The sequence below is a fragment of the Cupriavidus necator genome (assembly GCF_016127575.1).
Taxonomy (GTDB): Bacteria; Pseudomonadota; Gammaproteobacteria; order Burkholderiales; family Burkholderiaceae; genus Cupriavidus; species Cupriavidus necator_D.
In genome coordinates, this window is record NZ_CP066019.1 from 2,860,295 (window position 1) to 2,884,103 (window position 23,809).

The following is a 23,809-nucleotide window of genomic DNA, read 5'->3' on the forward strand; positions in this document are numbered from 1 at the left end:
CCGGCCATTCCAGGAAGGATGCCGCCTGCCGGTGGCGCTCCTTACGCCGCCGCCCTGACGGGCGGGATTTCTCGGAGCGAATGTGATGAAGCGCATCTTTGACATCCTCCTGGCCGTGCTGGCCATCCTGCTGCTCGCCATTCCTCTCCTGTTCCTGATGGGCGCGGTGCGCCTGAGGCTGGGCAAACCGGTCTTCTTCCGGCAGGTGCGGCCGGGACTTCATGGCGAACCATTCCACATCGTCAAGTTTCGCACCATGACGGATGCTTGCGGCCCGGACGGCGAACTGCTGCCCGATCCGGAGCGGCTGACAGGATTCGGAGCATTGCTGCGCGCCACAAGCCTTGATGAATTACCGGAGCTCTGGAATGTCGTCAAAGGCGATATGAGTCTGGTCGGGCCGCGGCCACTGCTGATGGAATACCTGCCGCTCTACACACCGGAGCAGGCACGCCGCCATCTGGTCCGTCCCGGTATTACCGGACTCGCGCAGATCAGTGGACGCAACGCTATCAGCTGGGAGGAGAAATTCCGGTTGGACGTCTGGTACGTCGACCATGTATCGGTATGGCTGGACATGGTGATCTTGTGGAAGACCGTCACCAAGGTCGTGGCGCGCGAGGGGATCAGTGCCGCGGGAGAATTCTCCGCCCCCCGCTTCAAGGGAAGCAAGCCGAGTGCCCCGGATGTCGATGCCGCATGACATGTCGGATGCTCGCTCGAGACGCAAGGGCGAGTGACCATTCCATGATCTGGAGCCGCCAATGCGATTGTCCTGGGTGCTGATCGTCCATATTGGCGGCGCTTCACTCACGTTCCCCCTTGCTGCCATGATTGCGCTGCGGCTGGTCTACCTGGGCTTTTGGAGGCAGGCATGCTATTGGCTCCTGTCGCTGGGGGCCGGCGTGGCCGTCATTCTTGCAGGGAAACTCGCGTTCGAAATTGGGGGATGGTCAATACCATCGGCGAACGTGTACAGCATAAGCGGGCACGCCATGCTTACGGCTTCGGTCTACCCGGTGCTCTGTGCGATGCTGGGATCGACATGGGGCAGGCGCACAGCCAGGTTCGGCCTGTTTGCCGGTGTATGGGTGGCGGTCGTGGTGGCGGTTGCCCTGATTGTCGGTCGCTATCATACGCTGGCGGAAACCCTGATCGGCATGGCTGTGGGGTTGACCGTGGCATGGCTCAACCTACATCCCTTTCGTCCGCTTGCGCGCGCCGGTCAGACGCCGATGCTTGCCCGGCTGGCACTTTGCGGCTTCCTGGTCCTTATTATGCCGGCCGCGCTGCATCCTATCAAAACTCGCTTGTGGTCCCATGGGTTGCTTTGGTTCGGTGTCACCGAGCGCTATTTCAGATCCATCGACACCGATCCGGTTTCCGGCCGGACTGTGGTGAATGTCGAACAGTGCCGTTTGCCGTCTTACCGGGCATGTTCTGACACCTTCTGAGCTGCGACGATGGAGTTCACCATCACTGATCACGGATCCGGCGTGCCGTAATCTGGTAGGTACCGGCAGTGATGAACTGCCGGTCCTTGGCGTTGGCGGAGACGCCGGTGTGAGAGTCGACAACGCAATCGGCACCGATTGTCACGCCTGGGTAGAGCGTTGCACGTGTCCCCAGGAAACACCGCGGTCCGACGGTGGCGTTGCCATTGAGGACCGCGTGAGGTGACAGCACAGAGCATGCGCCCGCCCGGGAACCATGGCCGATCCCGCTGAAGACATTGGCCACCACGCCATCCTCCACCAATGCGCCCCGACTGACGACAGTGAATGGAAAGATCAGTGCACCCACGCCCAGGCGGGCGGAAGGCGAGACAAGGGCCGTGCTGTGTACATACAGCGGAACCTCGATCCCGATTTGCAAGAGCCAAGACAGTACGTCCTGCCGTGCCTGGGTGGCAGCTATCGCGACCAGCACTGCCTGGTGCGACGCGGGGCGGAACTGACGTATCGGTCCCAGATGCGGCAGATCTATGCCGTCCGGAACCTTGCCCGGCCTGTCATCGATGAAGCCCGCTACAACCGGTCCGCCGCACAATGCTTCTGCCTGCAGATAATCATAGAGTTCCACCCCGAGCCCGCCGGCGCCGGCGATGACCACTGAAGAGACGGCAGACGCGTGAACGAGTGGCATGGCTGATGGGCCCTCCGGTGAAGCCGTGTGAAAGTCGGCGGTGGTGGCGGCCGACGGCTGGGAGACAGCCGGGGACGACACCGACCGCCGCTTTAGCTAGGCCCGCTTGCTCTGTCCATTGCCGTATTCGGCGAGATAGCGATACTTGCCGAAGTAGTTGTGGGACCGGTACCAGCGTCCCTCGATCAGAAGGCCGTTGAAGAGCACGCCCTTGATGTCGGCGCCGGCCTGCTGGATGGCCCGTTGCGCCGCGATCAACTCGTCGGTGGTGGTCTTCTCGGCACGCGCGACGAGGAACACTACGCCAGCCTTGCTCGCCAGGATGCTCGCGTCGGCAGCGGCAAGCACTGGCGGGGTATCGATCAGCACGAGGTCATAGCGCGATTTGAGTTGCTCAAGCAGGGAATCTATGCTGGAAGTCAGCAGCAAATCCGCCGCGTGTGGTGGTTGCGTGCCGGTCGAGATAAAGTCCAGGCCGGGCGCCACTTGCCGCTGCAAAACCTGTTCCAGCGGCGCGCCCATCAGCAGTTCGGTCAAGCCTGGCCCGCGCCTGGCATCAAAGAGGCTCTGCAGGCTGCCGCGGCGCAGGTCGGCATCGATAAGCACCACGCGGCTGCCAGCGGCGGCAATCGCGGCAAAGTTCGCGCAGACAAAGGATTTGCCGACGCCCGGGGCGGGCCCGGTGATCATCACCGTCCGACTATTGCTCCCAGCCATGGCGAAACGCAATGCCGTGCGGAAGCTGCGCAGACTCTCCACGGCCGGGTCGTCCGGCTGCTGTAGTGCCAGCAGGTTGCCGCCGGATGGCAGCTCTGACTGCTGCTTGCTGAAGGGGATGGTCGAATAGACGGTCATCCCTGTCTGCCTCTCGATCTCGTCCGCGTCGGCCACGCCGCCATCGAGCATATGGCGCATGAAGATCGCCAGCAGGCCGGCAAGCAAGCCCAGGGCCAGCGACATCCCCGCAATCATCGCCCGATCAGGCCGCACTGGTTTGAGCGGCACATCGGCCGGGTCGACAATCCTCGCGGTTCCCACTTTGCTTGCCTTGACCAGTTTCAGCTGCTGCACCTCGTTTAGCAGCGTCTGAAGCAACTCAGTGCTGACCTTGACGTCGCGCATCAGGCGAAGCACATTCTGTTCCACATCCGGCAGCTTCTGGATCCGCCCGGATACACCGTTCAGCTGGCCGTTCAGGCCGGCAATCTGGTTGTCGATGAGTGCGATCGCCGGGTGATTGGAGGTAAAGCGTGCAGCCAGCTCCTGGCGCTTCTGCTGCAATTCCTGAAGCTTGGTCTGGATCTGTACCGACTGGCCCAGGATCAGCTTGGACTCCTCGCTGAGGTCGATGGTGCCGCGTTGATTGCGCATCGCGTTATACCGGGTCTCGGCCACATCGACCTGCTGCCTGAGCAGCGGCAGTTGTCCCTCGAGAAAGGCCAGCGACTTCTCGGCTTCAGCGGCTTTGCGGCGGATGTTCTGGTCAACATAGGCGTTACCGATCTCGTTGAGGACAGCTGCCGTCATGTCCGGCGAGATTCCCTCCAGCGACACGCCGATCACGCCGCTTTGCTTGCCACGCTCGCTGATCGCCAGCTTCTCCTGCAATCGCGTGATGGCCGCGCCGCGCGGCAGGCGACGGAGTACGAACTGGACACCGGGGCGTCCGTCGATCTGGCTGACCAGCATGGTGACCGTCCCGGTGGCCGTGCTGATCGTCAATGGCGATCCCACCTTGCCGGTAGCCTCGACATTGTCGCTGGCAAACCGCACCCTGTACGCGTCGTCACCCAGCGCGGTCAACGTGATCTTGCGTTCCTCCATGGGCGCTGGCACGTCGAGCTGGGCCACGGTGATCGATTCATGGCCCCACGCGAAGCCGCCCCATCCAAACAGCCCCGGGTGCGACAGTTCAGGATTGAAATTGGCGATTGCCGGGCCAATCAGCGGGAAATAGCGCGGTGCGGCTTCGATATACAGACGCAGGTCGTCGACCGCCTTGCCGACTACCATCCGTGAGCGCAGGAGTTCGATCTCCGCAGAAGCCGCGGGTTTGACGTCGAAAGCCGGCGAGACGCCGGCTGCGAGCTTGCCTATCGAGTTACCGCTCGAGTCCTCCACTTGTACCGTCATGTCGGTGCGGTAGACCGGCTTTGCCAGGATGGCGTAGATGAGACCGAGGCCGATGATGACTCCGGCGACGGACAGGAAGGTCCGTCGATAGCGGGCCAGCAAATCGAGATAGGAGGTGAGGTCCACTGCCGGCTCGCGCTCGTCCGCGCCAGCGGGGGCCTGGTATCGCGTACCGATCGGTTTCATGATGCCTCTCCTTGAACATGTGCGGGTGCAGCAGCAGCCCCCAGCCGTGTAGACCATGATGCGATGCCCTGCTTGATCAGTTCCAGCACGATGCCGAACATCTTCGGCGAGCATCCATACGGATCCGGCACATCCGTGTGCGTATATTCGCAAAGCCGGTGGGTTTTCCCGCGCGCGTGCGGGAAAACCCGCTCGAGCTCGTCGCGTTGCTCGCTGTCCATCACGAGGATCAGATCTGCCGCCGCCACCAGTGCGTCATCGACGGCGCGTGCGCGGTGACCGACGATATCGAACCCCTCGCGTGCAAGCAGCCTGACAGCGTTCGGATCAGCGGGGGCGCCGACCGGCGGTGCGAGCCCGGCGGAAACCACCTCGCAAGCAGGCAGGACATGGCCCAGCAGGCAAGCCGCCATCGGGCTGCGACAGATGTTACCGATGCACACCACCAGGATTGAGTGAACCATCTCTCGCATCCCACTATTTGAATGCCGTGGCCGAACTGAAAACGGGCTGTGTACTCGGCAGCAACTGGTTGATCACACGGCTCCAGCGGACCACTTCGCGTGCATTCACATAAACCACGTCCTTCGGTTCCAGCTCGAAGCCCTCGGCGATAGCCAGCGCCGCCGGAGAGTTGCCATCCAGGTGGAAGACATTGGGCTCGCCATCCACCGCCTTCCGAATCACGTAGATCTGCTCCGCATTGCCGGAATTCGGATTGACCCCACCGGCATCGCCAAGTGCCTCGTTCAGTGTCATCCGCCCGTTGCGCATCAGCAAGGAAGCCGGACGCACCACTTCGCCGGTGACGAAGATCTTGTTGTCTTCGCGCTGTTCCACGCGGACGATGTCGCCGGAGCGCAGCAGAATGCGGGATGGATCGATGCCCTTGGCGAGCAGCGCGGGGATGTTGACATACCAGCTGCGCTCGCCTCGGGTGATACGGATGCGGCTGTTGTCACCGGTCAGATTCAGCACGCCGCCGGCGCGATTGAGCGCTTCCACCAGAGTCATGGGCGCGTCGTCGATGGGCTGCATGCCAGGCAGCTTGACCTCGCCGTCGACATAGACACGCTGGCTGCGAAAGCCAAGCACACGCACGGTCATCTGGGGATTCCTGACCACTCGCGATAGCACACGCGCCATCTGGTCGCGAACATCGTTTGCCGTCTTTCCGGCCACCTTCATGACACCGGCGTAGGGGAACTGAATATCGCCATGTGCGCTGACCACATAGCCAGGCACGTTGGCGCCACCGCTCGACGAAGGGATTTCGAAGGAGGCGCCGATGCTGTAAGTCTGCGTGGGAAAGACCAGTTCCGGATGGTCCCATACCACGACCGAGATGATGTCCCCCGGGCCGATACGATAAGGCTGCGGCGTTGCGAACAGTTCCTGGACCCGATCGTTGTCCGTACGGGCCTTGTTGCGTTGCGCTTTCACCAGGTCCAGGGTGATCGGCGTGACCTTGGGCACGACTTCCGGCCCGATCGCGCTCACTACCGCCTTGTTATCGAAGTACATGCCGGGCGATGCGGCGCAAGCCGCAAGCAGGGCGGTGGCCACAAGTATTGTCAGACTGGTCCGAGATTGAATGCGCCAATTGACTGGTCTCACGGCGGTCTCCTTGCTGATAGCAGCGGACATCGCACCGCACATGCCATGTCCCCCGACGAATGCATAGTAGGAGCGGCTGCTCCATGCTTCGGTGCGGTTGCGCACAGTAAGTACATGCACGTGAGAGCCGCGCTTCTGCGAGCGCCAGGCCGCTCCGCGCCGGCTTGCACGCCGGTCTTCGCACACACCCCTTCCCGGTGATCGCGGCATGGCCATCCAACTCAACCACGCCATTGCTTTTGCTCCTGGCGCTGACCCAATCACTAAACTGTGGCTTCGCATGCTTCGTCCAGCACGACAGCCAGACGCTGCGCCAGCTGCTGGAAGCTGTGGTTGCGTTCGACGTACTCCCGCCCGGCGCGCCCCATGCGCAGGCGGGCCTCGAGCGGCGCCGCGGCGATGTTGATGATGGCATCGGCCAGTGCCCGAGGCTGCTCCGCGCCGACCGTCAGTCCGGCCGCCGAATCGGCCACCGGATTGTTGGCGGCATTGGAGGCGATGACGACGGGGCGGGCCGCAGCCAAGTAGTCAAACAACTTGTTCATGCTGATCCCGTACCGGTACAGCCGCGGCAGGTCGCGCACGGCGATGACAAAGGCATCCGCCTCCATCGCCACGGCAGGGATGCGGAATTTCGGCACCGGGGGCTCAAAGCTGACATTGCTCAAGCCGAGCTGCCGCGCCTGCTCAATCAGTGCAGCCTTCATGCGGCCATCCCCCACCAGGCGCAGCACGATGTGCCGTCCCTCCGGACTCGATTGCACCAGCTTCATCGCCTGCAGCAAGTTGTCCAGGCCGTTGGCCTGCCCGTGGGCGCCGAAATACATCAGCGTGAATCGCCCGGATGGTTCCCCAGTGCGCTCAGGCGTGGGCGGGAACAGCGAAAGGTCCACGCCATTGGGTATCCAGGTGATGCGCTCCCTCGGGATGCCGAGCGGCGTGATGTACTCCCACGCATGCGGCAACAGCACAACGATGCGAGCGGCACGTCGGTACAACCACGTCTCCAGCTTGCGCAATGCCCAGGTCAGGAAGTCCCCTTCACGCAGACGGCCCATGTCCACCAGTGTTTGCGGCCACAGGTCGCGCACCTCGAATACGAATGGCACCTTGAAGCGGCGCGCCAGCAGGGCGCCCGCCGCCGCGGCAAAGGGATGGACGCTGGAGCCGATCACCACGTCCGGGCGCGGCAGGCCGTGCGTGGTGCGCCGACGCAATACACGCCAACTGTAGGCCAGCATGTTGAGCATTCGGCCGGCGCCATCGCCTTCGTATATGGGCGTGCGTACCCAGAGGAAGGGCACATCGCGAATACTGTCCAGGCGCGACAACTCGCCCGCCTCCAGCCGCTTCTCGCCGCTGCCGATCGCGGTGGCCGCGATGACGGTCGCCTGCCAGCCAGACGAGCTCAGGTGCTTTGCGAGATGGAAGTGTCTCGTGCCGCCTGTGCCGCCGGGCTCCTGGGCATAGTGATTGAGAATCCAGACATGCTTCATGGATGGACGGGATCGTTGGATGCTGGCGCGGATGTCATCGGCAGAGCTCGTCCAGTTGCCCTCCCGGTCTGGTAGGTCAGCAGAGCAATGCGGGCCCGCCAAGGACCTCCCCCCTCGCGACCACTTGTCGCCGCACAAGGACATGGTCACGGGCCGGAAACTGGAATACCTTGCCGTCGTCTGCGGCGTACTTGCCAATCCGGTCAAATACATCTAATCAAAGTCCGCAGCTAAAGGGAAGCGCATAGCGTGGCCCGGCCCACACTGCTCGACGGCGCACCGTAGCAAGCTCAAGACAGCTGGTCCACCAGGTCAACGTATTCGCTTTGCGTTCGGCGTCGCACCCAGCGCCATTGTTAGTGCACTGCGAAGTCCCGATAATTTTCTCGACTGGCCCAATCCTGTGAGTATCGGCCATTCGGCTTGCGTGGCGCCGATCCAGGACCGGCTCGTGGAACTGACAGCCATCATTCCCATCGGAGCATTGGCATATTCACACTGGAAATCTGAATGAGGCATATGACCCCGGAAGCCCTTTCCTGGCTACAGCGGATTCTGGCCGAGCGATTCGGCCATGGCTTTCACCTGCAAGCTGCTGGCGCGGACTTTGTCCACCTGTGCCTTGCTGGTTCCGGCCAGAGGTCGATTGAGATTGCCGCAGATCCCGGCACCTTCCGGCGCGCCGACTCTGAGCTCGCCTTCACGAGCTGGGACGCGCTTGCCGAGGGTTGGCAGCCGGCCCTCGGCAGTCCCTTGCCAGCGCCAGGCCTCGCGCGCGCACCGTCACCGCTGATCGAGGCGACCACTACCGGCTATCGCATCCACTATGACGTTCTCGGTCTAAGCTACTGGATGCTGTCGCGCCAGGAGGAGGTCGGCCGCTCCGACCTCGACAGCTACGGTCGTTTCCCGGCCAGCGCGTCGCATGCCGGGAAACATGGCTATCTGGAGCGGCCGGTGGTGGACGAATGGCTGCATATCCTTGGCCAGGTGATCAGCCGGCTATGGCCCGAACTGCAGCTCAGGCAGCAGCGGGCCAGCATGAAGGTGTCGCATGACGTGGATGTGCCCAGCCGCTATGGCTTTGCCTCTGCGGCGAGAATCATCCGCCGCATGGCGGGCGACATACTGATACGCCGGGACGTGAAAAGCGTGCTGCAGGCTCCCGTGATACGGCTTAAGACCCGGACCGCGCTGCATCCGACGGATCGGGTCAATACCTTCGACTGGATCATGGATGTTTCCGAGCGCCATGGACTGGTCAGCGCTTTCTACTTCATCTGTGGCTGTACCGACCCCAGCAAGGATGCCGACTACGAGCCCGAGCATCCCGCCATATGTGGACTGATGCAGCGCATCCATGCCCGCGGCCACGAAATCGGCCTGCATCCGAGCTTCAATACCTATCGCGCCCCCGAAAAGCTCCAGGCGGAAGCAAAGCGGCTGCGGCGGATATGCGAGCAGGAGAATATCGAACAGGAAGCATGGGGCGGCCGCATGCATTACCTGCGCTGGGAACACCCCACCACCATGCTTGGTTGGGAGCAGGCAGGCATGACCTACGACAGCACGCTCACCTACGCCGACCACGCCGGATTCCGCTGCGGAACCTGCTTCGAGTATCCGGCCTTCGACCCGGTCGCGGGAACGGCGCTGAACCTGCGCATCCGTCCGCTGATTGCGATGGAAGGCAGCGTCATTGGTTATATGGGGCTTGGAACCGGCGAAGCAGCCTGGAAGAAGTTCCGGGAACTGAAGGATACCTGCAAGGCGGTGAACGGCTGTTTCACGATGCTCTGGCATAACTCATCGCTCGGCAGTGCCGAAGAACGGGATCTGTACCAGGCGGTGCTTGAGCACTGACCAGCCATCGCATTGGCAAGCAGCCGGTCCGCACCCGCCAGGGCCGCCCTCGCCCGCAGGCGAACAGCGCCGCGATGCTTTTGTCCTTCAGCGCGAGCCGCCACGGCGAACCAGCGTAGGCCAGAACATCAGCTCGGCAATCATACGCTTGCTAGGACCGTAGCGCCCCATAAAGCTCGGAAAATACGCCGCGACGAAGTCCCGGTCGTCCACGCTTGCCGACTGCGTCAGTTCGTACAAGCGCACACCCAGCGCATGCAGTCCGGGCCATGTCGCATAGCCACCGGTAGGGAATGACTCCGCCTGGCCATAGGGTGGGTAGCCCTCCGAGCAATTGCCGGTGCCATTGTCGTAGTTCACCCGATACCAGCCATTGGCGCCGCTGAAGTAATTGGTGAACAGCGGGCGGTTCCAGTCCTGGTTCCACACGTGAAGACGCAGCTGGCGCGCAAAAGCGACCATGCTGTCGTGCGAGGGCAGGCTCGACGGGGAGATGCCGTATACCCGCACCATCTCTGCGCGATTGCGCTCGATGGCTTCAAAGAAATGCACCAGCCGGCGCGCATGGCTGATGTCCCAGCCGAGGTTGGCAACCGGCGCGAAGCGCTCGGCAGGGATTTGCGTCTGCGCCACGAAAACATCGGGCCTGGCCGGATCGCGCTTGCACACCACCGGCTTGTCGCGCCCGGTGTAGCCCGCGTACCGGTTGTCGTCATAGAGCCGCCAGAATCCCGCGTCGAGGTCAGCCACCATGGCGCTCTTGCCGGCCTTACCGTTCGCTCCGGGAGGCACCTGTACAGTGATACGCGCCGCAACCAGGCCCAGCAGCAAGTCCAGGTGCGCCTTCATGGTGGCAAAGCCGGCATCATCCTGGTCCAGGGCAAGCCCAGGCCGCACGGCCAGCATGCCGGCCAGATCCGCGTAGATGGAGATCTGCCAAAGCTCCTTGTCGGTCAGGAACAGCTCGGACGAGCCATTCTTCACATCTTCCGGCCGGGCGGCGATCTGCTTGCGCAACGCACCCTGCGCCGCAGGGGTACTCCACCGCACCAGGTGCTCGCGCGCGATGCGCGCGGTCTGCTCGACAAAATCGCCGGGAGCCTCGGGCCGCGCCCGGCTCAAGCTGTTGGCAAGGCTGGTCGCGAATGCCAGGAACTGCGTGCTGCTGAGCATCACCTCGGTGTTGCGGAGCCGGATGTTGTGGCTGCACTCAGGACCGCCACGGCATATCCATGCTCGCCCCGGCCGGTTGCCGGGCGCAGGCTCCAGCTTCGCGTACGTGCTGGAGACGAGTTCGGCCAGCTGGTACAGCCGGTCGATCCGCTGGCAACGTTGCGCCATGGCCAGCAAGTTGTGAAAGTAGATCTCGAAATGGTATAGCGCGTAAGTATCGCCTGCTGCCAGTCGTTGCGCGATCAGCTCCTCTCGCACGAAGGCGAGGCCGCCTTGGTTCCAGCGGCGCCAGACGGCGTACTCGATCGGGCCGTCGCAGTTCAGCGCGTCGGGCATCAGGCCGCCGGATTGAGCCTGCGCTGCCGGCACAGTGCTGGCCAGCAGTACAACAAGGCCGCAGGCGCCCAGTAGCGCTGACGCAAGACGGCGGCGGACGAGCCTCATGCCAGCATCTCCTTGTGAACGCGCGGCTGTTCAGCGCCGATCGTGGCGACCAGCCACCACGCCTGACTGGAAAAAGGGCAGAGCATTCGATCGCGCAGGGCTCTCTATACTTCTGCTGGTTGCACACCCGAATCGGCGGCCGAGAAGTGTCGGCATACCTGATTTCCGTTGTCCGTCTCCAGACTAGCGGATCCATGGCAGGCGCAACATCGTGCGGATGGCGATCAGCCGTCGGAAGGACGATATCGTTCAGAGGGATGGAGAGCGGACTTTTGTCAGCTCTGCTTCGCGGCTGCGCACCCCTGCCTGTGTCAGGGATGGCGTGCTTGTGCGCCGGCGCTTGTCTAGTGCGCAAGCCGTCGCGCCCCACGCCAGGGCGAAGATCGGGTCGTTGACGGATTTGGCGGTGGCCGCCAACGTCACTGCATAGAGGCTGAAGGCCAGCGCCAGTGCAACCTGCGGATCCGATGCGCCGCCCTTTTTGGCCAGCCAGGCCGACTGTACCAAGGCACAGCCCAGCAGGAGTACAAAGCCAAGAAAGCCCGCGAGCCCGTAGCTGACCCAGGCCGAAAGTGCGTTGTGCGCATAGCTTCCCATTTCGCCGATCTCCATCTCGGAAGCATAGCTTCCAAGCAGCGGATGCTCCATGATTATCCTGACGGCGTACTGCATCAGTTCGCTTCTTGCCTGATAGGAAGCCGATTCCTTGATCGCCAGAAGCTGCAGAATGCGCGAGTTGCCCTCGAGGATCTGGAAACTGATGGCGAGATAGGCGATACCAGCAACGCCCAGCGGAAGCCAGATCAGCGTGGTCCGCGACGCGCCTTCCCGAACCACCATGAGCATTGCGGCCACCACGAGGAATGCCATAAACTCGGACCTTGCCCCTAACAGGAACAATAGGGGTACGGCAATCACTGTAATCAGTGCTGCTCGCAATCCCGCATTCATCGCGAGCAGGACCAGGGCGACAACGGCGGCAGAACGGGCCAGCCCCTGATAGCCCGAGACCCGCACCGCATCACCAGCAAGCCTTTCGGTATCGTAGAACTGGCCATTCGATTGCCATGCGGCGATCGCCAGGAAGTAGACCAGTGAAAGGGAAAGTATCCAGCGCAGCCACTTCCCGTCCAGATCGAGGCTCCGTACTGCCGCGTAGACCACCAGCCAAAGGAACATCGCGCCGAGGTTATACAAATAGACGGCGGGGGATCCCTGCGCCCCCATGCCGAGCAGGAAATGCAGGCTTGACCATGCCACGGCAAACAGCAAATACAGCATGAAAGCTTGATCGATAAAAAGCGACCGTTCGCGCCCGACTATCATCGCGCCGGCGCCGAGTGCCAGCAGCGGGACACCGAGCACGACCGACATCGGGCCGAAGAAGCCGCCCAGCACCGGCGGAAAGAAACCGCCAGCAACCGCGGTGTGATAGTAGAAGTAACCCGGAAAGAGGGTGACGAAGACCACGCCGGCGCAGAATGAGAGGTACCTGCGCTTCATGATTGCCTTGTTGCCTCCCGTGTTGGTCGTCAATTCGGACGGAATTCCCGATCGCTATTGCATCCGTCGCGGTTTATCAGCCAGTGGAAGTCGCTGGCGTACAAGCCGCGGACAGTGCCTTTCCGCATGCAAGGCCCGGCCACGGATGTCTGCTGCCGTCCTATCCATCTAATCAAAGTCGCCGCTACTTTTGTAGCGCAGTGCGTGTCCAACCCAACACACAGCGGTATGGCAGCCCGGACTGGAAGGGTTTGCTTCTGGCGGAAAATCCGGTCCGCTCTGGCGAGCGCGGTTGCGCAGGCGGGCAAGCCCGCTGGCACACGCAGGACGCGCCGCCCGGAGTGCACACAGATGGGCAACGACGCGTCGGCGACGGACTTCACGCCAGAAGCCGTTCATAGAATTGCAGGAGCTTGTCTTGCTCGATCGCCCAGTTGTATTTCCTGACCACGTTGCGGCGGCCGTTCTCACCCATGCGGCGCGCCTCATGCGGGTGCGTCACCAGATAGTCGACGGCGTCGGCAATCGCCTTCGGATCCAGCGGGTCCACGCATATGCCGCTGTCGCTCTGCTCGACAATCTCACGCCAGAGCGGAAAGTTGGAGGCAATGGGCGGAATACCAGCTGCCATGTACTCGAACATCTTCACCGGCAACGCATCGAGAAAATTGATGATCGGGTGGAGCGTCACCAGGCCGGCCACTGACCGCTCCAGCACGGCCCGCACCCCGGCCCGGTCCAGGTACCCGAGGTCGTTGACGCTGGACCAGCCGGTGGTCGCCCTGACCTCGGACTCCAGGGCCCGGTCGCCGAACCGTCCCGCCAGATTCAGTCGGGCCCCGGATCGCATCAGCTCCAGCGCCATGAGGGTCTCGCGGATACCGCGACTTGAGTTTATGCCGCCGAGATAGCACACTTCTGCACGCTTATCTTCCCAGCGCACGGGACCGCCCAGTTCGTCGAGTATGGGGAAATTGTTGATGTCGACCGTGCATGGATTAATCGGCAGGAACTTGTCCCTGATATAGGGTGTGGCTGCCACGATGCCGTCGAATCTGCGACAGACCTGCCTCTCATACATGGAAAAGGCACCCGCAAGCGCTCGTAAGCGCGTCGGTCCCAGGTAGGGCTTGCTGAGCAATTGCTTGGGCACATCTTCATGCGAATCATAGATGACACGCTTGCCCATGCTCTTCAGCCTCAAGCCAATGGGAATCAGCTCCGGGTCGTGCAGGTGGTAGATATCAGCATTCAGCTTGATCGCCCGGCGCAGAACGCGCGCGGTGGTCCTGAAGACGCGGTTCACACGCCCCGGCAAGGTGCCAACATCGGTGATGAGCACCCCATCGCGGCTTTCGTCCCCGTTGCCGTCGGCCACCACCAGCGAGACCCGATAGCCATTGGCCGCCAGGCTACGGCAATGCTTGAGAAAGATGCGATCATCGTAGCGTGGATGAACGGAGGTGAGGTGGGCTACGTTAGGACTCTGCACTTCTTCTGCTCCGTTTTTACTCCGTTAACATCGCCACGACACCCTCTGAAAAAAGGGCGGCCGTTTTGCTCGCGGGTCGAGGCTTGACGCCGGCCATCGCCTACCCGAGAACAAACGGGCATGCTTGCCTGAAGATGGGAGCGTCGTCGCACTCACTTGCATCCAGATCGCGTTGCGGCAATTGCCTTATGTCCATCGTTGTCGCCCTTTCATGCCCGACCGGTGCCGGCGTGCGGCGCGCGCAAGGCACGCCGCAGCCAGAGTGCCGAGAGCGCCAGGAAGTAAATCGCGCAAGCAAGGGAGCGCCAGTCGGGCGCGCCGCTGTACAGCAGTAACGACGGCAGCGCCAAGGCGCAGAAGATGAGGATCCGCTTCGTATCGTGCGCCACCATTGCCCTGAGACCTACCCCTACTCGCGACATGAACAAGGCCAGCATCCAGAGATAGGCCAAGGCGCTTACCACCGAGAACGCGGCGATGCTTTGATCCGCCGGAACGCTGAATCCGTAACACGCCGCCAGCGTGGCCAGACGAACTGCGAAGGTGCTGAACTGCGCGGTCAGCTCCAGCTTCTGCAGTTCCATCACATCAGGCAGGCACGACAGCGGGGAAAACTGGAACTGAAAATAGATCCAGGGTGCCATCCAGCGCGCATAGTGGCCGGCCATGCGCCACCGTTCACCGAACACGGTGCCGAACAGGTCCGGTCCGGCGCAGATGAGCAGCACCAGCGCCGGGACACCGGCGTTGGCCAGCTTCCGGCGCAGTTCCTCGGCCACCTCCGGCAGGCGGCCTGCCCGCCTGGCGGCCGGGGCCTGGGCGAAGAAGACGCTGCCGATAGCGGCGCCGATCAGCGTGATCGGCGCTGACACCATGCGCAGTGCAAAGGCAAAGTGGCCCACCACGGCAGCACCGAACAATGCGGAGAAGATCAACGGGACCAGGTGTAGGCCCGCCACATTGAATACGGCCGTCCAGGTGGAATACAGCGGAAAGTCCTTGTAGCGGCGAGCCAGGGCAATGATTCGGACCAGCCTGATATTGCGGCCCTGCCTGCGCCGGACTTCCCTTATCAGGAAGAACAGTCCGCCGGTGCCATTGCCGATCACCGTTCCGCCCATCAAGGCAAGGACGCCGAGTCCGTGGCCGCCCAACTGAACCAGATTCCCGATCAAGGACCGCAGCAGCCTGGTCTGCGCCAGCTGGCCGAAGTACTGCATCCTGACCATCCATCTCTCAATCACAGTGTAGAGGCCGGCCGAAGCAACGCCGAAGGGAAGCAGCCAGAGAACGTTGGTGTCGATCGACCAATTCAGGGCCAGGATCAGCGCATCGCCGAACCACAGCACGCCGAGCCCGCATAGCGCGGTAGTCGACGCAACGCATAGCAGGCACAACACCACCAGGTTCTCGGCATCGCGATCGTTGGCGGGTAGCGCGATCGACAAGTCGTAGCGCAGGCAGGCAACAACGCCGAAGAATGCCAGCAGGGCCGTGAAGACCGCCGCGGCGCCGAAATCCTGCGGTGCATAAAGGCGCGTCAGAATCGGCGCTGCCGCAAGGGTGAGTATCTGCGCGGTGGCCTGCCCGCCGACCAGCAGGCCAACGCTCCTGCCCACGCGCGGCTTCGCCGCCGCGTTGGGCTCAGTGGCAAGCGTTTGTTTGTTCAAGGCAAAACTCGCTCCGGCTGGCACATGACATGTTGGAGAATCGCCGAACAGATGGCCTGCTGGCTCGTCATGTCGAGGTAAGGATGCATCGGCAGGCTCAACACCTGCCGCGCCAATGCGTCGCCGATCGGCAGGCGGGCATGGGGAGTGGCCACCGCGGGCTGTCGGTTCAGCGGCAGCGGATAGTGCACGACGGTGGGGATCCCGGCGGCCCTCAGCCGGTCCTGCAAGGTTTCGCGATCGGGCACCCGGATCGTGTACTGCGCATACACGCTGATGTTGTGTGGTTCGATATGCGGCGTGGCCTCGATTCCCCCGCGGCGGAACAGCTCTCCGTACCGCGCCGCCACTTGCTGGCGCATCGCCACCTCCTCATCGAAGATTGACAGCTTCGCCAGCAGGATGGCCGCCTGCAATGTATCCAGGCGGCTGTTCACGCCAACGCGGACATGGTGGTAGCGCCGCTCCTGGCCGTGATGGGCGATCTGGCGTATCCGCTTGCCCAGCTCGTGGTCGTTGGTAAAGATCGCCCCGCCGTCGCCATAGCAGCCCAGCGGCTTGCTGGGAAAGAAGCTGGTACAGGCGATCGTGGACAGATTGCAGCTGCTGCGGCCTTTGTAGGAGGCGCCGAAGCTCTGCGCGGCATCCTCGATGACCGGTACGCCGTGGCGCGCGGCAATGGCATTGATGGGGTCGAAATCGGCGCATTGGCCATACAGGCTGACCGGGACGATGGCCCTGGTGCGTGGCGTAATAGCGGCTTCAAGTGCCGCCGGGTCCAGGTTACAGGTGCGCGGATCCACGTCTACATAGATCGGCTTTGCTCCCAGCAGCGCGACGGTTTCAGCGGTGGCAATATAGGTAAAGCCCGGCATGATGACCTCATCGCCGGCGCCGATCCCTAGCGCCATCTGGGCGATCTGCAGCGCATCCGTACCGTTGGCGCAACTGATGCAATACCTGGCGCCGGTATAGTCCGCCAGCCGCTGCTCCAGTTCCTCGACCTCCGGGCCCAGGATGTATTGACCGTGCGCCAGCACCTGCTGGATGCCGGCGTCAATCCTGTACTTGATGCGGGCTTGCTGGGTTTTGAGGTCGATGAACTCGATCATTGCTGATCTCCTCTGCAGACGGCATTCGGGCAAGCCTGGCCACTGTCCCAGGCACCTCAGGCACCTCAGGCGGCAGCCTTGCGCAGCGTGGCGCCATCCAGGACGTAGCGTTGCCCGCTGTTCGGGCAGATGGCCTCACCCTCACCACGCACCGGCAGGTCGAGCTGCTCGCCGAATTCGCTCATCCAGCCGATCTGACGTGCCGGCACGCCGACCATCAGCGCGTAGGCGGGCACGTCCTTGTTGATGACAGCGCCGGCGCCGACGAAGGCATATTCGCCAATCGCCACGCCGCAGACGATGGTGCAGTTGGCGCCCAGCGTCGCGCCCCGCTTCACCAGAGTGTCGCGGTACTCGCCCTTGCGCTCGATCAGCGAGCGAGGGTTATATACATTGGTGAACACCATGCTTGGACCGCAAAAGACGCCATCTTCCAGCGTGACGTTGTCGTAGACGGAGACGTTGTTCTGCACCTTGACGTGGTCGCCGATGACGACACGGTTGCCAACGAACACGTTCTGGCCGAGCGAGCACTGCCTGCCGATGCGCGCGCCGGCGCAAACATGCGCAAAATGCCAGACGCGCGATCCGTCTCCGATCTGTGCGCCCTCATCGATGACGGCAGATGGATGTATCTGGTAGGTCATTAGAGCCTCAGGCAAGAAGTTGCTGCAAGAAAGGATGGGCTTCGCCGTCGCGGGGCGCTGCCGGGCGTGCCGAGCGGATCGCATTGACCGTTTCAATGCAGTGGCGCGCGTCATCCAGGCCGTAGCCCCGGCCCGCAAGTACCTCCCGGTAGCTGACGGTGTGCAGGTCGGTGAAGCCTTCCGAGAACTCGATCTCCGCGCCGTCCACGGTGATCGAGCGATAGGTCGGCTTCCTGCCTTTCACCGCCGCGGGCAAGTCGCCGGCATCGACCGACAGGAACCAGCGCACACGCGCATTCTCGTACTCGAGGTAGCCGGCCGCCTTGTTGTCCGTGCTGTGGTGCACGACATTGTGCTGCACCCTCCCGAAGATGAAGTGCAACATGTCGTAGAAGTGCACGCCGATGTTTGTGGCCAGGCCGAAGGATTTGCGCGTGTCGCCCTTCCAGCTCTCCATATACCACTTGCCGCGCGAGGTAATGTAGGTCAGCTCGACCTCGTGCTTGTGCCCGTTGCGCTCACGGCCGACCTTGTCCTTGAGGTCGAGGATGGCCTGGTGGTGGCGCAGCTGCAGGATGTTGAACACGCGCCGACCGGTCTCTCGCTCGACCAGGGCAAGCTCATCGAGCAACTCGGGCGTCGGTACCAGCGGCTTTTCGCAGATCACGTCACATCCCAGGCGCAAGCCGGCTGAGATATGAGACTGGTGCAGGTAGTTCGGCGAGCAGATGGCGACGTAGTCCAGCGCCGCGCCGGGCTGGCGGCGCAGTCGCCAGGCATGGTCATAGAAGCGCTCGAACTCGGTGAAAAACTCGCTCTGGGGCGAGATGCTGTCGATGATGCCCACGGAATCATTGATGTCATAGGCCGACACCAGCTGGTTGCCGGTATCCCTGATGGCCGTCATGTGGCGGGGCGCAATGTAGCCGGCCGCGCCGATCAGTGCGAATCGCTTCACGATAGCGCTCCCCGTATGCTCAGGCCTTGACAACATTGGCTTCTGGCGAGCGATACCTGCCGCGGCTGTCGACGAGGAGCTTTGCATGCTGGCGGATCAGAAGATAGTCGAAGCTATCGTGATCGGTGGCCAGCACCACGGCGTCGAAGCCACATAGCGATTCGCCGTCAAGCGGCACGCTCGATAGCTCGAAATGGTGTTCGCGCATCTTCGGAAACACGGGGACATGCGGGTCGCTGTATGCGACCGTCGCGCCCCGAGCGCGGATCAGTTCCATGATCTCGACAGAGGGAGACTCGCGCATGTCATCGACGTTCTTCTTGTAGGCAATGCCCAGCACCAGAACCCGGCAGCCTTTGAGCGCCTTGCCCTGCTGGTTCAGCCCCTCCGTCAGCCGGGCGACGACATATTCTGGCATGGCCTTGTTGACTTCGCCCGACAACTCAATGAAGCGGGTATGCAAGCCGTACTCGCGGGCCTTCCAGGTCAGGTAGAAGGGGTCGATGGGAATGCAGTGCCCGCCCAGGCCCGGCCCCGGGTAGTACGCGGTGAAACCGAATGGCTTGGTGGAGGCGGCATCGATGACTTCGAAAATGTCGATCCCCATCCGCGTGGCCACGATCTTCATTTCGTTGACCAGGCCGATGTTCACGGCGCGATGAATGTTCTCAAGCAGCTTGGTCATCTCGGCCGCCTTGGTCGAACTGACCGGCACCACACGGTCGATCGCCGCTTCATACAGCGCAATGCCGACCTTGCGGCAGCCCGGCGTCTGTCCGCCGACGATCTTGGGAATGCTGCGGGTTTCAAACTTGCCATTGCCCGGGTCCTCGCGTTCCGGCGAATAGACCAGGAAGATGTTGTTGCCCACCTCCAGCCCGCCTTCCTGCAAGCGCGGCAGCAATTCTTCCTCGGTTGTGCCGGGGTAGGTGGTACTTTCCAGTGATACCACCTGCCCGATGCGCAGGTACTTCTTGATGGCATCCGTCGTATTGATGACAAAGCTCATGTCGGGTTCGCGATGCTTGTTGAGCGGCGTCGGCACGCACAGGATGATTGCATCGCACTCGCCCACGCGCTCGAAATCCGTAGTCGCCTCAAATCCGGTCTCGCGGGCATGGGCAATGCCGCGTGCGGGGATATGCTCGATATAACTCTCGCCGGCATTGAGTTTGTCGACCTTGTTCCCGTCGATATCTATACCCAGCACGCGGAATCCAATCGCACAGTAGCGCAGCATCAAAGGCAGGCCGACATAGCCCAGGCCGACGATGCCGATAATGGACTCCCGGTTCTTGATCCGGTCGATGAGGTCTTTGGCGATTGGGCTCGGCATGGTGGAATCTGCTTCGTTGTGGTGAATCGAAGAGGACGATAAGGTCGGACCGGCGACGAGATGACAGAGCTGGGCGGATGACCCGTGTTATCGATTGTAGGAGTCCGTATATCTCCAGACGGGTGAAGACTGTTGTGACCCACACATATGCGGGCAATTACATGAACCATTTCCTGTCGCTAATTCCGGCGTGCCCAGATGTCGCTGCCAACACTAATGGAATCGAAGTCGAAAGCGACATCGTTCTGACGGCTATCGTCCAATCGATGGAGCCGTGCCGCACCAGACTGCATGCGACGGGCCACTTCCAATCAATGTGCGAAGGCGCACCGATGCCGGCGACATGGCTTTCTAGGATGCGGCTATCGTGGGATGGGTGCTGCGGCGAATGCGTGAGCAGCTTGCATGACGCAATGCGCAGTAAACAAGAGCGCACCAGCGTCAGCGTGTATCCGTACTATCTGGTCAATGAGCAAAGGGGTAGTGCCAGCCATCGTCACAGGAAGGGAACATGAAAGTCGTTAACATGCATGGCAGCGTTCCGGATGCCGGGGACGAGGGGCGCGACCCGCTCGATTTGACCGTCCATGTCGATGTGCTGTTGCGCTACCGCTGGACCTTTCTCGCTGTGGCAGGCATGTTCATCTGTGTCGGAATGCTCTATGCCCTCCTGGCGACGCCTCTCTATCGCACCGACATCCTGGTGCAAGTGGAAGACATCAATGGCGATGCCAGCGCTGGCAGGCTGGCAACCAACATCTCGCCGATATTCGACGCCAAGCTGGTTGCAGCGGCGGAGATTGAACTGCTGCGGTCCCGGATGGTGGTAGGAAAGGCGGTTGACGACCTGCGCCTCGATATCGAGGCCGCAGCACGCTATTTCCCCCTGATCGGCCGGGGCCTCGCAAGCTTCAGTTCCGGCCTGTCCACGCCCGGCCTGTTCGGCTGGGGCGGCTTCGCGTGGGGCAAGGAATCGATCAGCGTGGCCCGGCTCGAAGTACCGCCGCAGATGGAGGGGAGCAAGATCTACCTCACCGCGCTGGGGGGCAACCAGTTCCGTGTCACCTTTGACAGCGACGATACCAAGGTGACGGGCACCGTGGGCTTGCCCCTGAAGATTGCTACGGGACGCGGCACGGTTACCCTGCTGGTCAGCCATCTCGATGGCCGCGCCGGCTGCAAATTTGTGCTGCGCCGCCTGCCACGCGCCACCGCCATTGCCAGGCTGCAAGAACAGTTGATGATCTCTGAGCGCGGAAAGGAGAGCGGCGTGATCGGCGTATCGTTGAATGGCAATTCGCCGACGATGATCGCGGCCATCCTCAATGAGATCGCCGGTGCGTACGTCGACCAGAACGTTCGCCGCAAAGCCGCCGAAGCGGAGAAGTCACTCGCCTTCCTGGAGCAGCAATTGCCGCAGCTTCGAGAGCAGGTCGAGGAAGCCGAAACCCGCTACAACGCGATGCGTAGCCAGCGCGGCACGATCGACCTGGGCGAGGAATCCAAGCTGGTCCTGGTTCAGTCGATGCAGATCCAGACCAGGCTGCAGGAGCTGCACCGGCAGCGCCAGGAGCTGGCCACGCGCTTTACCAACGGCCACCCGGCACTTGAAGCCATCGATGGCCAGATCGGTCGTCTCAACGCACAGATCAATGCCATTGCCGGGCAGATCCAGAAGCTTCCCGACGTCGAGCAGCACGTGCTGCGCCTCATGCGCGATGTCAAGGTCAGCACTGAAATGCTGCAGTCCCTGCTCAATGACATCCAGCACCTCAAGCTGATCAAGGCCAGCAAGGTCGGTACCGCACGCCTGGTCGATCCCGCCGGCGTGCCGGTCAAGCCGGAGAGTCCCAACCGCCCACTGATCACCGGCCTATCCATAGTACTCGGCCTCTTTGCGGGTCTACTGGTGATCATTGCGCGCCACTCGCTGGATGGCGGCGTCAACGACGCCGACGAGGTCGAGCGACAGACTGGCATGACCGTCTATTCGACCATTCCCTTCAGCGCACAGCAGGCACAGGTGCAGTCGGCGGGCATGGAGGATGCGGGCCTGCTGGCGCGCGTGATGCCTAAGGATCCTGCCATGGAGAGCCTGCGCATTTTCCGCACCGTACTGCAGTCCGCGCTGGCAGGCAGCGACAACCGTGTCGTTGTGATCAGCAGCCCGTCGCCGGGCGTCGGCAAGTCCTTCATCTGTGCCAACCTAGCCGCCATTGCCGCCAGCGGTTGCCGCGTGGTGCTGATCGACGCCGACCTGCGCCGCGGTGGCCTGCACCATTGCTTCGGCGTGCAGCGCAGCCCCGGTCTGGCCGACGTGCTGATGGGCATGCCGCCGGACCGGGCGTTGCGGCGTCAGGTGGTGAAGGGCCTTGATTTCATCGCGACCGGTATGGAAGCACCGCACGCGGCCGACATGCTGCAGAGCGCGGGCATGGGCGCCCTGCTCGATGCACTGAGGTCGCGCTATGACTTGGTTGTGATCGATACGCCACCGGTACTGGCTGCTGCCGACGCCGGCATTCTCGCCGGCAAGGCAGACGCGGTGTTTCTGGTGGCGCGCGCGGAAATGACAACCGCGGGCGAGCTGCGGGCCTCCCAACAGGCGATCCGCCGGGCGGGTGCCGAGGTCGAGGGCGTGCTGTTCAACGGTCCCCACGTCCAGGGCCGCTGGTATCGCTCGCACAATCACTACGGCAAGTACCGCTATCTCAACGAGTACCGCTGCGCGGCGAAGCAGGCCTGAGCGCGGCACGTGGGGCACCCGGCGTCAGGTAGCGCAACTTTTTGCCAATCCGTCTCCTGGCGGCCACGAGTTCTGCGCAACGGTTCTGGCTGTTATTTTGCCTGGCGAAATACACCGCGAGCCATATGTAATGCTGCGAACAACCGGTTTGAGATGTTGGAGAACGTGCGTTGCTGTCCTCCGCAGCTTCTTCTCACCGATTCAACAGACTGAATCATGCTGCCCTCGAAATCAAGGCAGTTTAATTTCAACTCGTTCCGGGTATATTGAATGGCATCCCAGATTAGTTTTATTCCGGCACCGCTTGTGCGCAGCTTCGGGTCCTCGCCGACCATGTGGACATAAGAGGACTTCTGGTCCCACGTTAAATAAAGCGCGGAATGTATCTGGTTGTCATCGTCGACGGCCATGAAAATCTTTCTTGCATTTCTTTCCAGCAAGGCTTGGTCGTGTCTTTCTATAAAGCCAAAGGAATATGGCATTTTCATGCCCTGGCGATCAAAGGTCTTTTTGTTGATGGCGTAGAATTCTGATACATCATTGGTGAAGCGTGTTTTGACAATTTTCTCTGCTTTGCGAATCTTGTTGCGCGCGGCGCTGTTGAACCGGCTGAAGACACCGTCCAGATCGGCGATGTCATCGATAACGTAAGTGTAACGTACAGCCTCGGAAAATCCTTTCCAATAGAATGGCAATAGATTTCTGAGGGAATGATGAATATTGAAGCTAACGACATGTGATTTTGGGAGCAGTGCCACGATTTCCCTGACTGCCTCCATTTCAAAATCAATGCGATTGTGCTCGGATATATTCGACGGATAATTTAGCCAGAGCTGAAAGCTTTGCGTCAACTTTGGCATCCTTTGAATTATGAGTGGCCCCCTGCGTTCGGTGTAGTAAGGGAGTGCGGCAATTGGCTTGTTATTCTTCATGACAATCGCCGCGTCCCATTCGCCATTCTGGCAGACCGAGTCAAGCCACCAGTCTTTGGATGAGATCGCTATCTGCGGATTTTCCGAGCATATGGTGCGATATGCCTTCCTGGTCTCGCTTTCAGCGGTGATAGCTGGCACGGGCTTGGTTTGGCTCATGATTCCTCACAACGCTCCATAGTTGGTTTCTCTCAGAAACACTCGCCTTGAGATATTGCCCCTGGCGGCCCCAGCATTTGCCTGCGAGGCCTTCCTTTTTTCGTTAAAGGAATTATTCCCGCGTGGTAGTGCGGTCGCAACGGGCCCGCGTGTGTCAGCGAACGCAGGATTGGCTCGCACTGGCTCATGCCGGTCGG

At 61.9% G+C, this 23,809-nt stretch carries 18 protein-coding genes; 4 read left to right on the forward strand and 14 right to left on the reverse strand.

Annotated features, from left to right (window positions below; genetic code table 11):
• Nucleotides 1-85: 85 nt before the first annotated feature.
• Together I6H87_RS31835 and I6H87_RS31840 are read left to right on the forward strand one after the other, a co-directional pair.
• A complete protein-coding gene (locus I6H87_RS31835) occupies nt 86-703 on the forward strand; it encodes a sugar transferase (RefSeq protein ID WP_010811131.1) in 618 nt (205 codons plus the stop codon).
• Nucleotides 704-764: 61 nt separating this feature from the next.
• Nucleotides 765-1,454 (forward strand): membrane protein, encoded by a 690-nt coding sequence (locus tag I6H87_RS31840; RefSeq protein ID WP_011616305.1) that lies wholly within the window; start codon nt 765-767, stop codon nt 1,452-1,454.
• Between the two features lie 22 nt (nt 1,455-1,476).
• Here I6H87_RS31840 and I6H87_RS31845 read toward each other — a convergent pair whose 3' ends face one another.
• The 5 genes from I6H87_RS31845 to I6H87_RS31865 all read right to left on the reverse strand — a co-directional run bounded on the left by I6H87_RS31845 (nt 1,477) and on the right by I6H87_RS31865 (nt 7,577).
• Nucleotides 1,477-2,145 carry an acetyltransferase gene (locus I6H87_RS31845; protein ID WP_011616306.1) on the reverse strand — a complete coding sequence of 223 codons (669 nt, stop codon included), beginning with the start codon at nt 2,143-2,145 and terminating at the stop codon, nt 1,477-1,479.
• A 96-nt stretch (nt 2,146-2,241) separates the two neighbouring features.
• Nucleotides 2,242-4,464: a polysaccharide biosynthesis tyrosine autokinase gene (locus I6H87_RS31850; protein WP_010811128.1), complete on the reverse strand. Its 2,223-nt coding sequence runs from the start codon at nt 4,462-4,464 to the stop codon at nt 2,242-2,244.
• Nucleotides 4,461-4,928: a low molecular weight protein-tyrosine-phosphatase gene (locus I6H87_RS31855; protein ID WP_011616307.1), complete on the reverse strand. Its 468-nt coding sequence runs from the start codon at nt 4,926-4,928 to the stop codon at nt 4,461-4,463. The genes I6H87_RS31850 and I6H87_RS31855 overlap by 4 nt, the downstream gene beginning before the upstream one ends.
• Nucleotides 4,929-4,941: 13 nt before the next feature.
• Complete coding sequence (locus I6H87_RS31860; protein WP_136227839.1) at nt 4,942-6,111, reverse strand: polysaccharide biosynthesis/export family protein; 1,170 nt, start codon at nt 6,109-6,111, stop codon at nt 4,942-4,944.
• A gap of 233 nt (nt 6,112-6,344) precedes the next feature.
• Nucleotides 6,345-7,577 (reverse strand): glycosyltransferase family 4 protein, encoded by a 1,233-nt coding sequence (locus I6H87_RS31865; protein WP_011616309.1) that lies wholly within the window; start codon nt 7,575-7,577, stop codon nt 6,345-6,347.
• A gap of 510 nt (nt 7,578-8,087) precedes the next feature.
• Here I6H87_RS31865 and I6H87_RS31870 point away from each other — a divergent pair.
• Nucleotides 8,088-9,440 (forward strand): polysaccharide deacetylase family protein, encoded by a 1,353-nt coding sequence (locus I6H87_RS31870; protein WP_037024995.1) that lies wholly within the window; start codon nt 8,088-8,090, stop codon nt 9,438-9,440.
• 87 nt (nt 9,441-9,527) lie between these two features.
• Here I6H87_RS31870 and I6H87_RS31875 read toward each other — a convergent pair whose 3' ends face one another.
• The 8 genes from I6H87_RS31875 to wbpA all read right to left on the reverse strand — a co-directional run bounded on the left by I6H87_RS31875 (nt 9,528) and on the right by wbpA (nt 19,775).
• Nucleotides 9,528-10,949 (reverse strand): hypothetical protein, encoded by a 1,422-nt coding sequence (locus I6H87_RS31875; RefSeq protein ID WP_136227840.1) that lies wholly within the window; start codon nt 10,947-10,949, stop codon nt 9,528-9,530.
• 357 nt (nt 10,950-11,306) lie between these two features.
• Nucleotides 11,307-12,593, reverse strand: a complete 1,287-nt coding sequence (locus I6H87_RS31880) for an O-antigen ligase family protein (RefSeq protein WP_136227841.1) — start codon at nt 12,591-12,593, stop codon at nt 11,307-11,309.
• 346 nt (nt 12,594-12,939) lie between these two features.
• Nucleotides 12,940-14,052, reverse strand: a complete 1,113-nt coding sequence (locus tag I6H87_RS31885) for a glycosyltransferase family 4 protein (RefSeq protein WP_011616312.1) — start codon at nt 14,050-14,052, stop codon at nt 12,940-12,942.
• A gap of 209 nt (nt 14,053-14,261) precedes the next feature.
• Nucleotides 14,262-15,722 carry a lipopolysaccharide biosynthesis protein gene (locus I6H87_RS31890; protein WP_011616313.1) on the reverse strand — a complete coding sequence of 487 codons (1,461 nt, stop codon included), beginning with the start codon at nt 15,720-15,722 and terminating at the stop codon, nt 14,262-14,264.
• Nucleotides 15,719-16,834: a DegT/DnrJ/EryC1/StrS family aminotransferase gene (locus I6H87_RS31895; RefSeq protein ID WP_011616314.1), complete on the reverse strand. Its 1,116-nt coding sequence runs from the start codon at nt 16,832-16,834 to the stop codon at nt 15,719-15,721. The genes I6H87_RS31890 and I6H87_RS31895 overlap by 4 nt, the downstream gene beginning before the upstream one ends.
• Before the next feature lie 65 nt (nt 16,835-16,899).
• Complete coding sequence (locus I6H87_RS31900) at nt 16,900-17,481, reverse strand: acyltransferase (protein WP_011616315.1); 582 nt, start codon at nt 17,479-17,481, stop codon at nt 16,900-16,902.
• Nucleotides 17,482-17,488: 7 nt separating this feature from the next.
• Nucleotides 17,489-18,439 (reverse strand): Gfo/Idh/MocA family protein, encoded by a 951-nt coding sequence (locus I6H87_RS31905; protein WP_010811116.1) that lies wholly within the window; start codon nt 18,437-18,439, stop codon nt 17,489-17,491.
• 19 nt (nt 18,440-18,458) lie between these two features.
• Nucleotides 18,459-19,775 (reverse strand): UDP-N-acetyl-D-glucosamine 6-dehydrogenase, encoded by a 1,317-nt coding sequence (wbpA, locus tag I6H87_RS31910; protein ID WP_010811115.1) that lies wholly within the window; start codon nt 19,773-19,775, stop codon nt 18,459-18,461.
• A 511-nt stretch (nt 19,776-20,286) separates the two neighbouring features.
• Between wbpA and I6H87_RS31915 the strand changes: the two genes are divergently transcribed.
• Complete coding sequence (locus I6H87_RS31915) at nt 20,287-22,521, forward strand: polysaccharide biosynthesis tyrosine autokinase (protein ID WP_011616317.1); 2,235 nt, start codon at nt 20,287-20,289, stop codon at nt 22,519-22,521.
• Between the two features lie 92 nt (nt 22,522-22,613).
• On the opposite strand, the gene I6H87_RS31920 is transcribed toward I6H87_RS31915, so the two are convergent.
• The gene (locus I6H87_RS31920) at nt 22,614-23,612 is read right to left on the reverse strand and encodes a GNAT family N-acetyltransferase (protein ID WP_011616318.1); all 999 of its coding nucleotides are present in this window, start codon (nt 23,610-23,612) and stop codon (nt 22,614-22,616) included.
• Nucleotides 23,613-23,809: the final 197 nt, after the last annotated feature.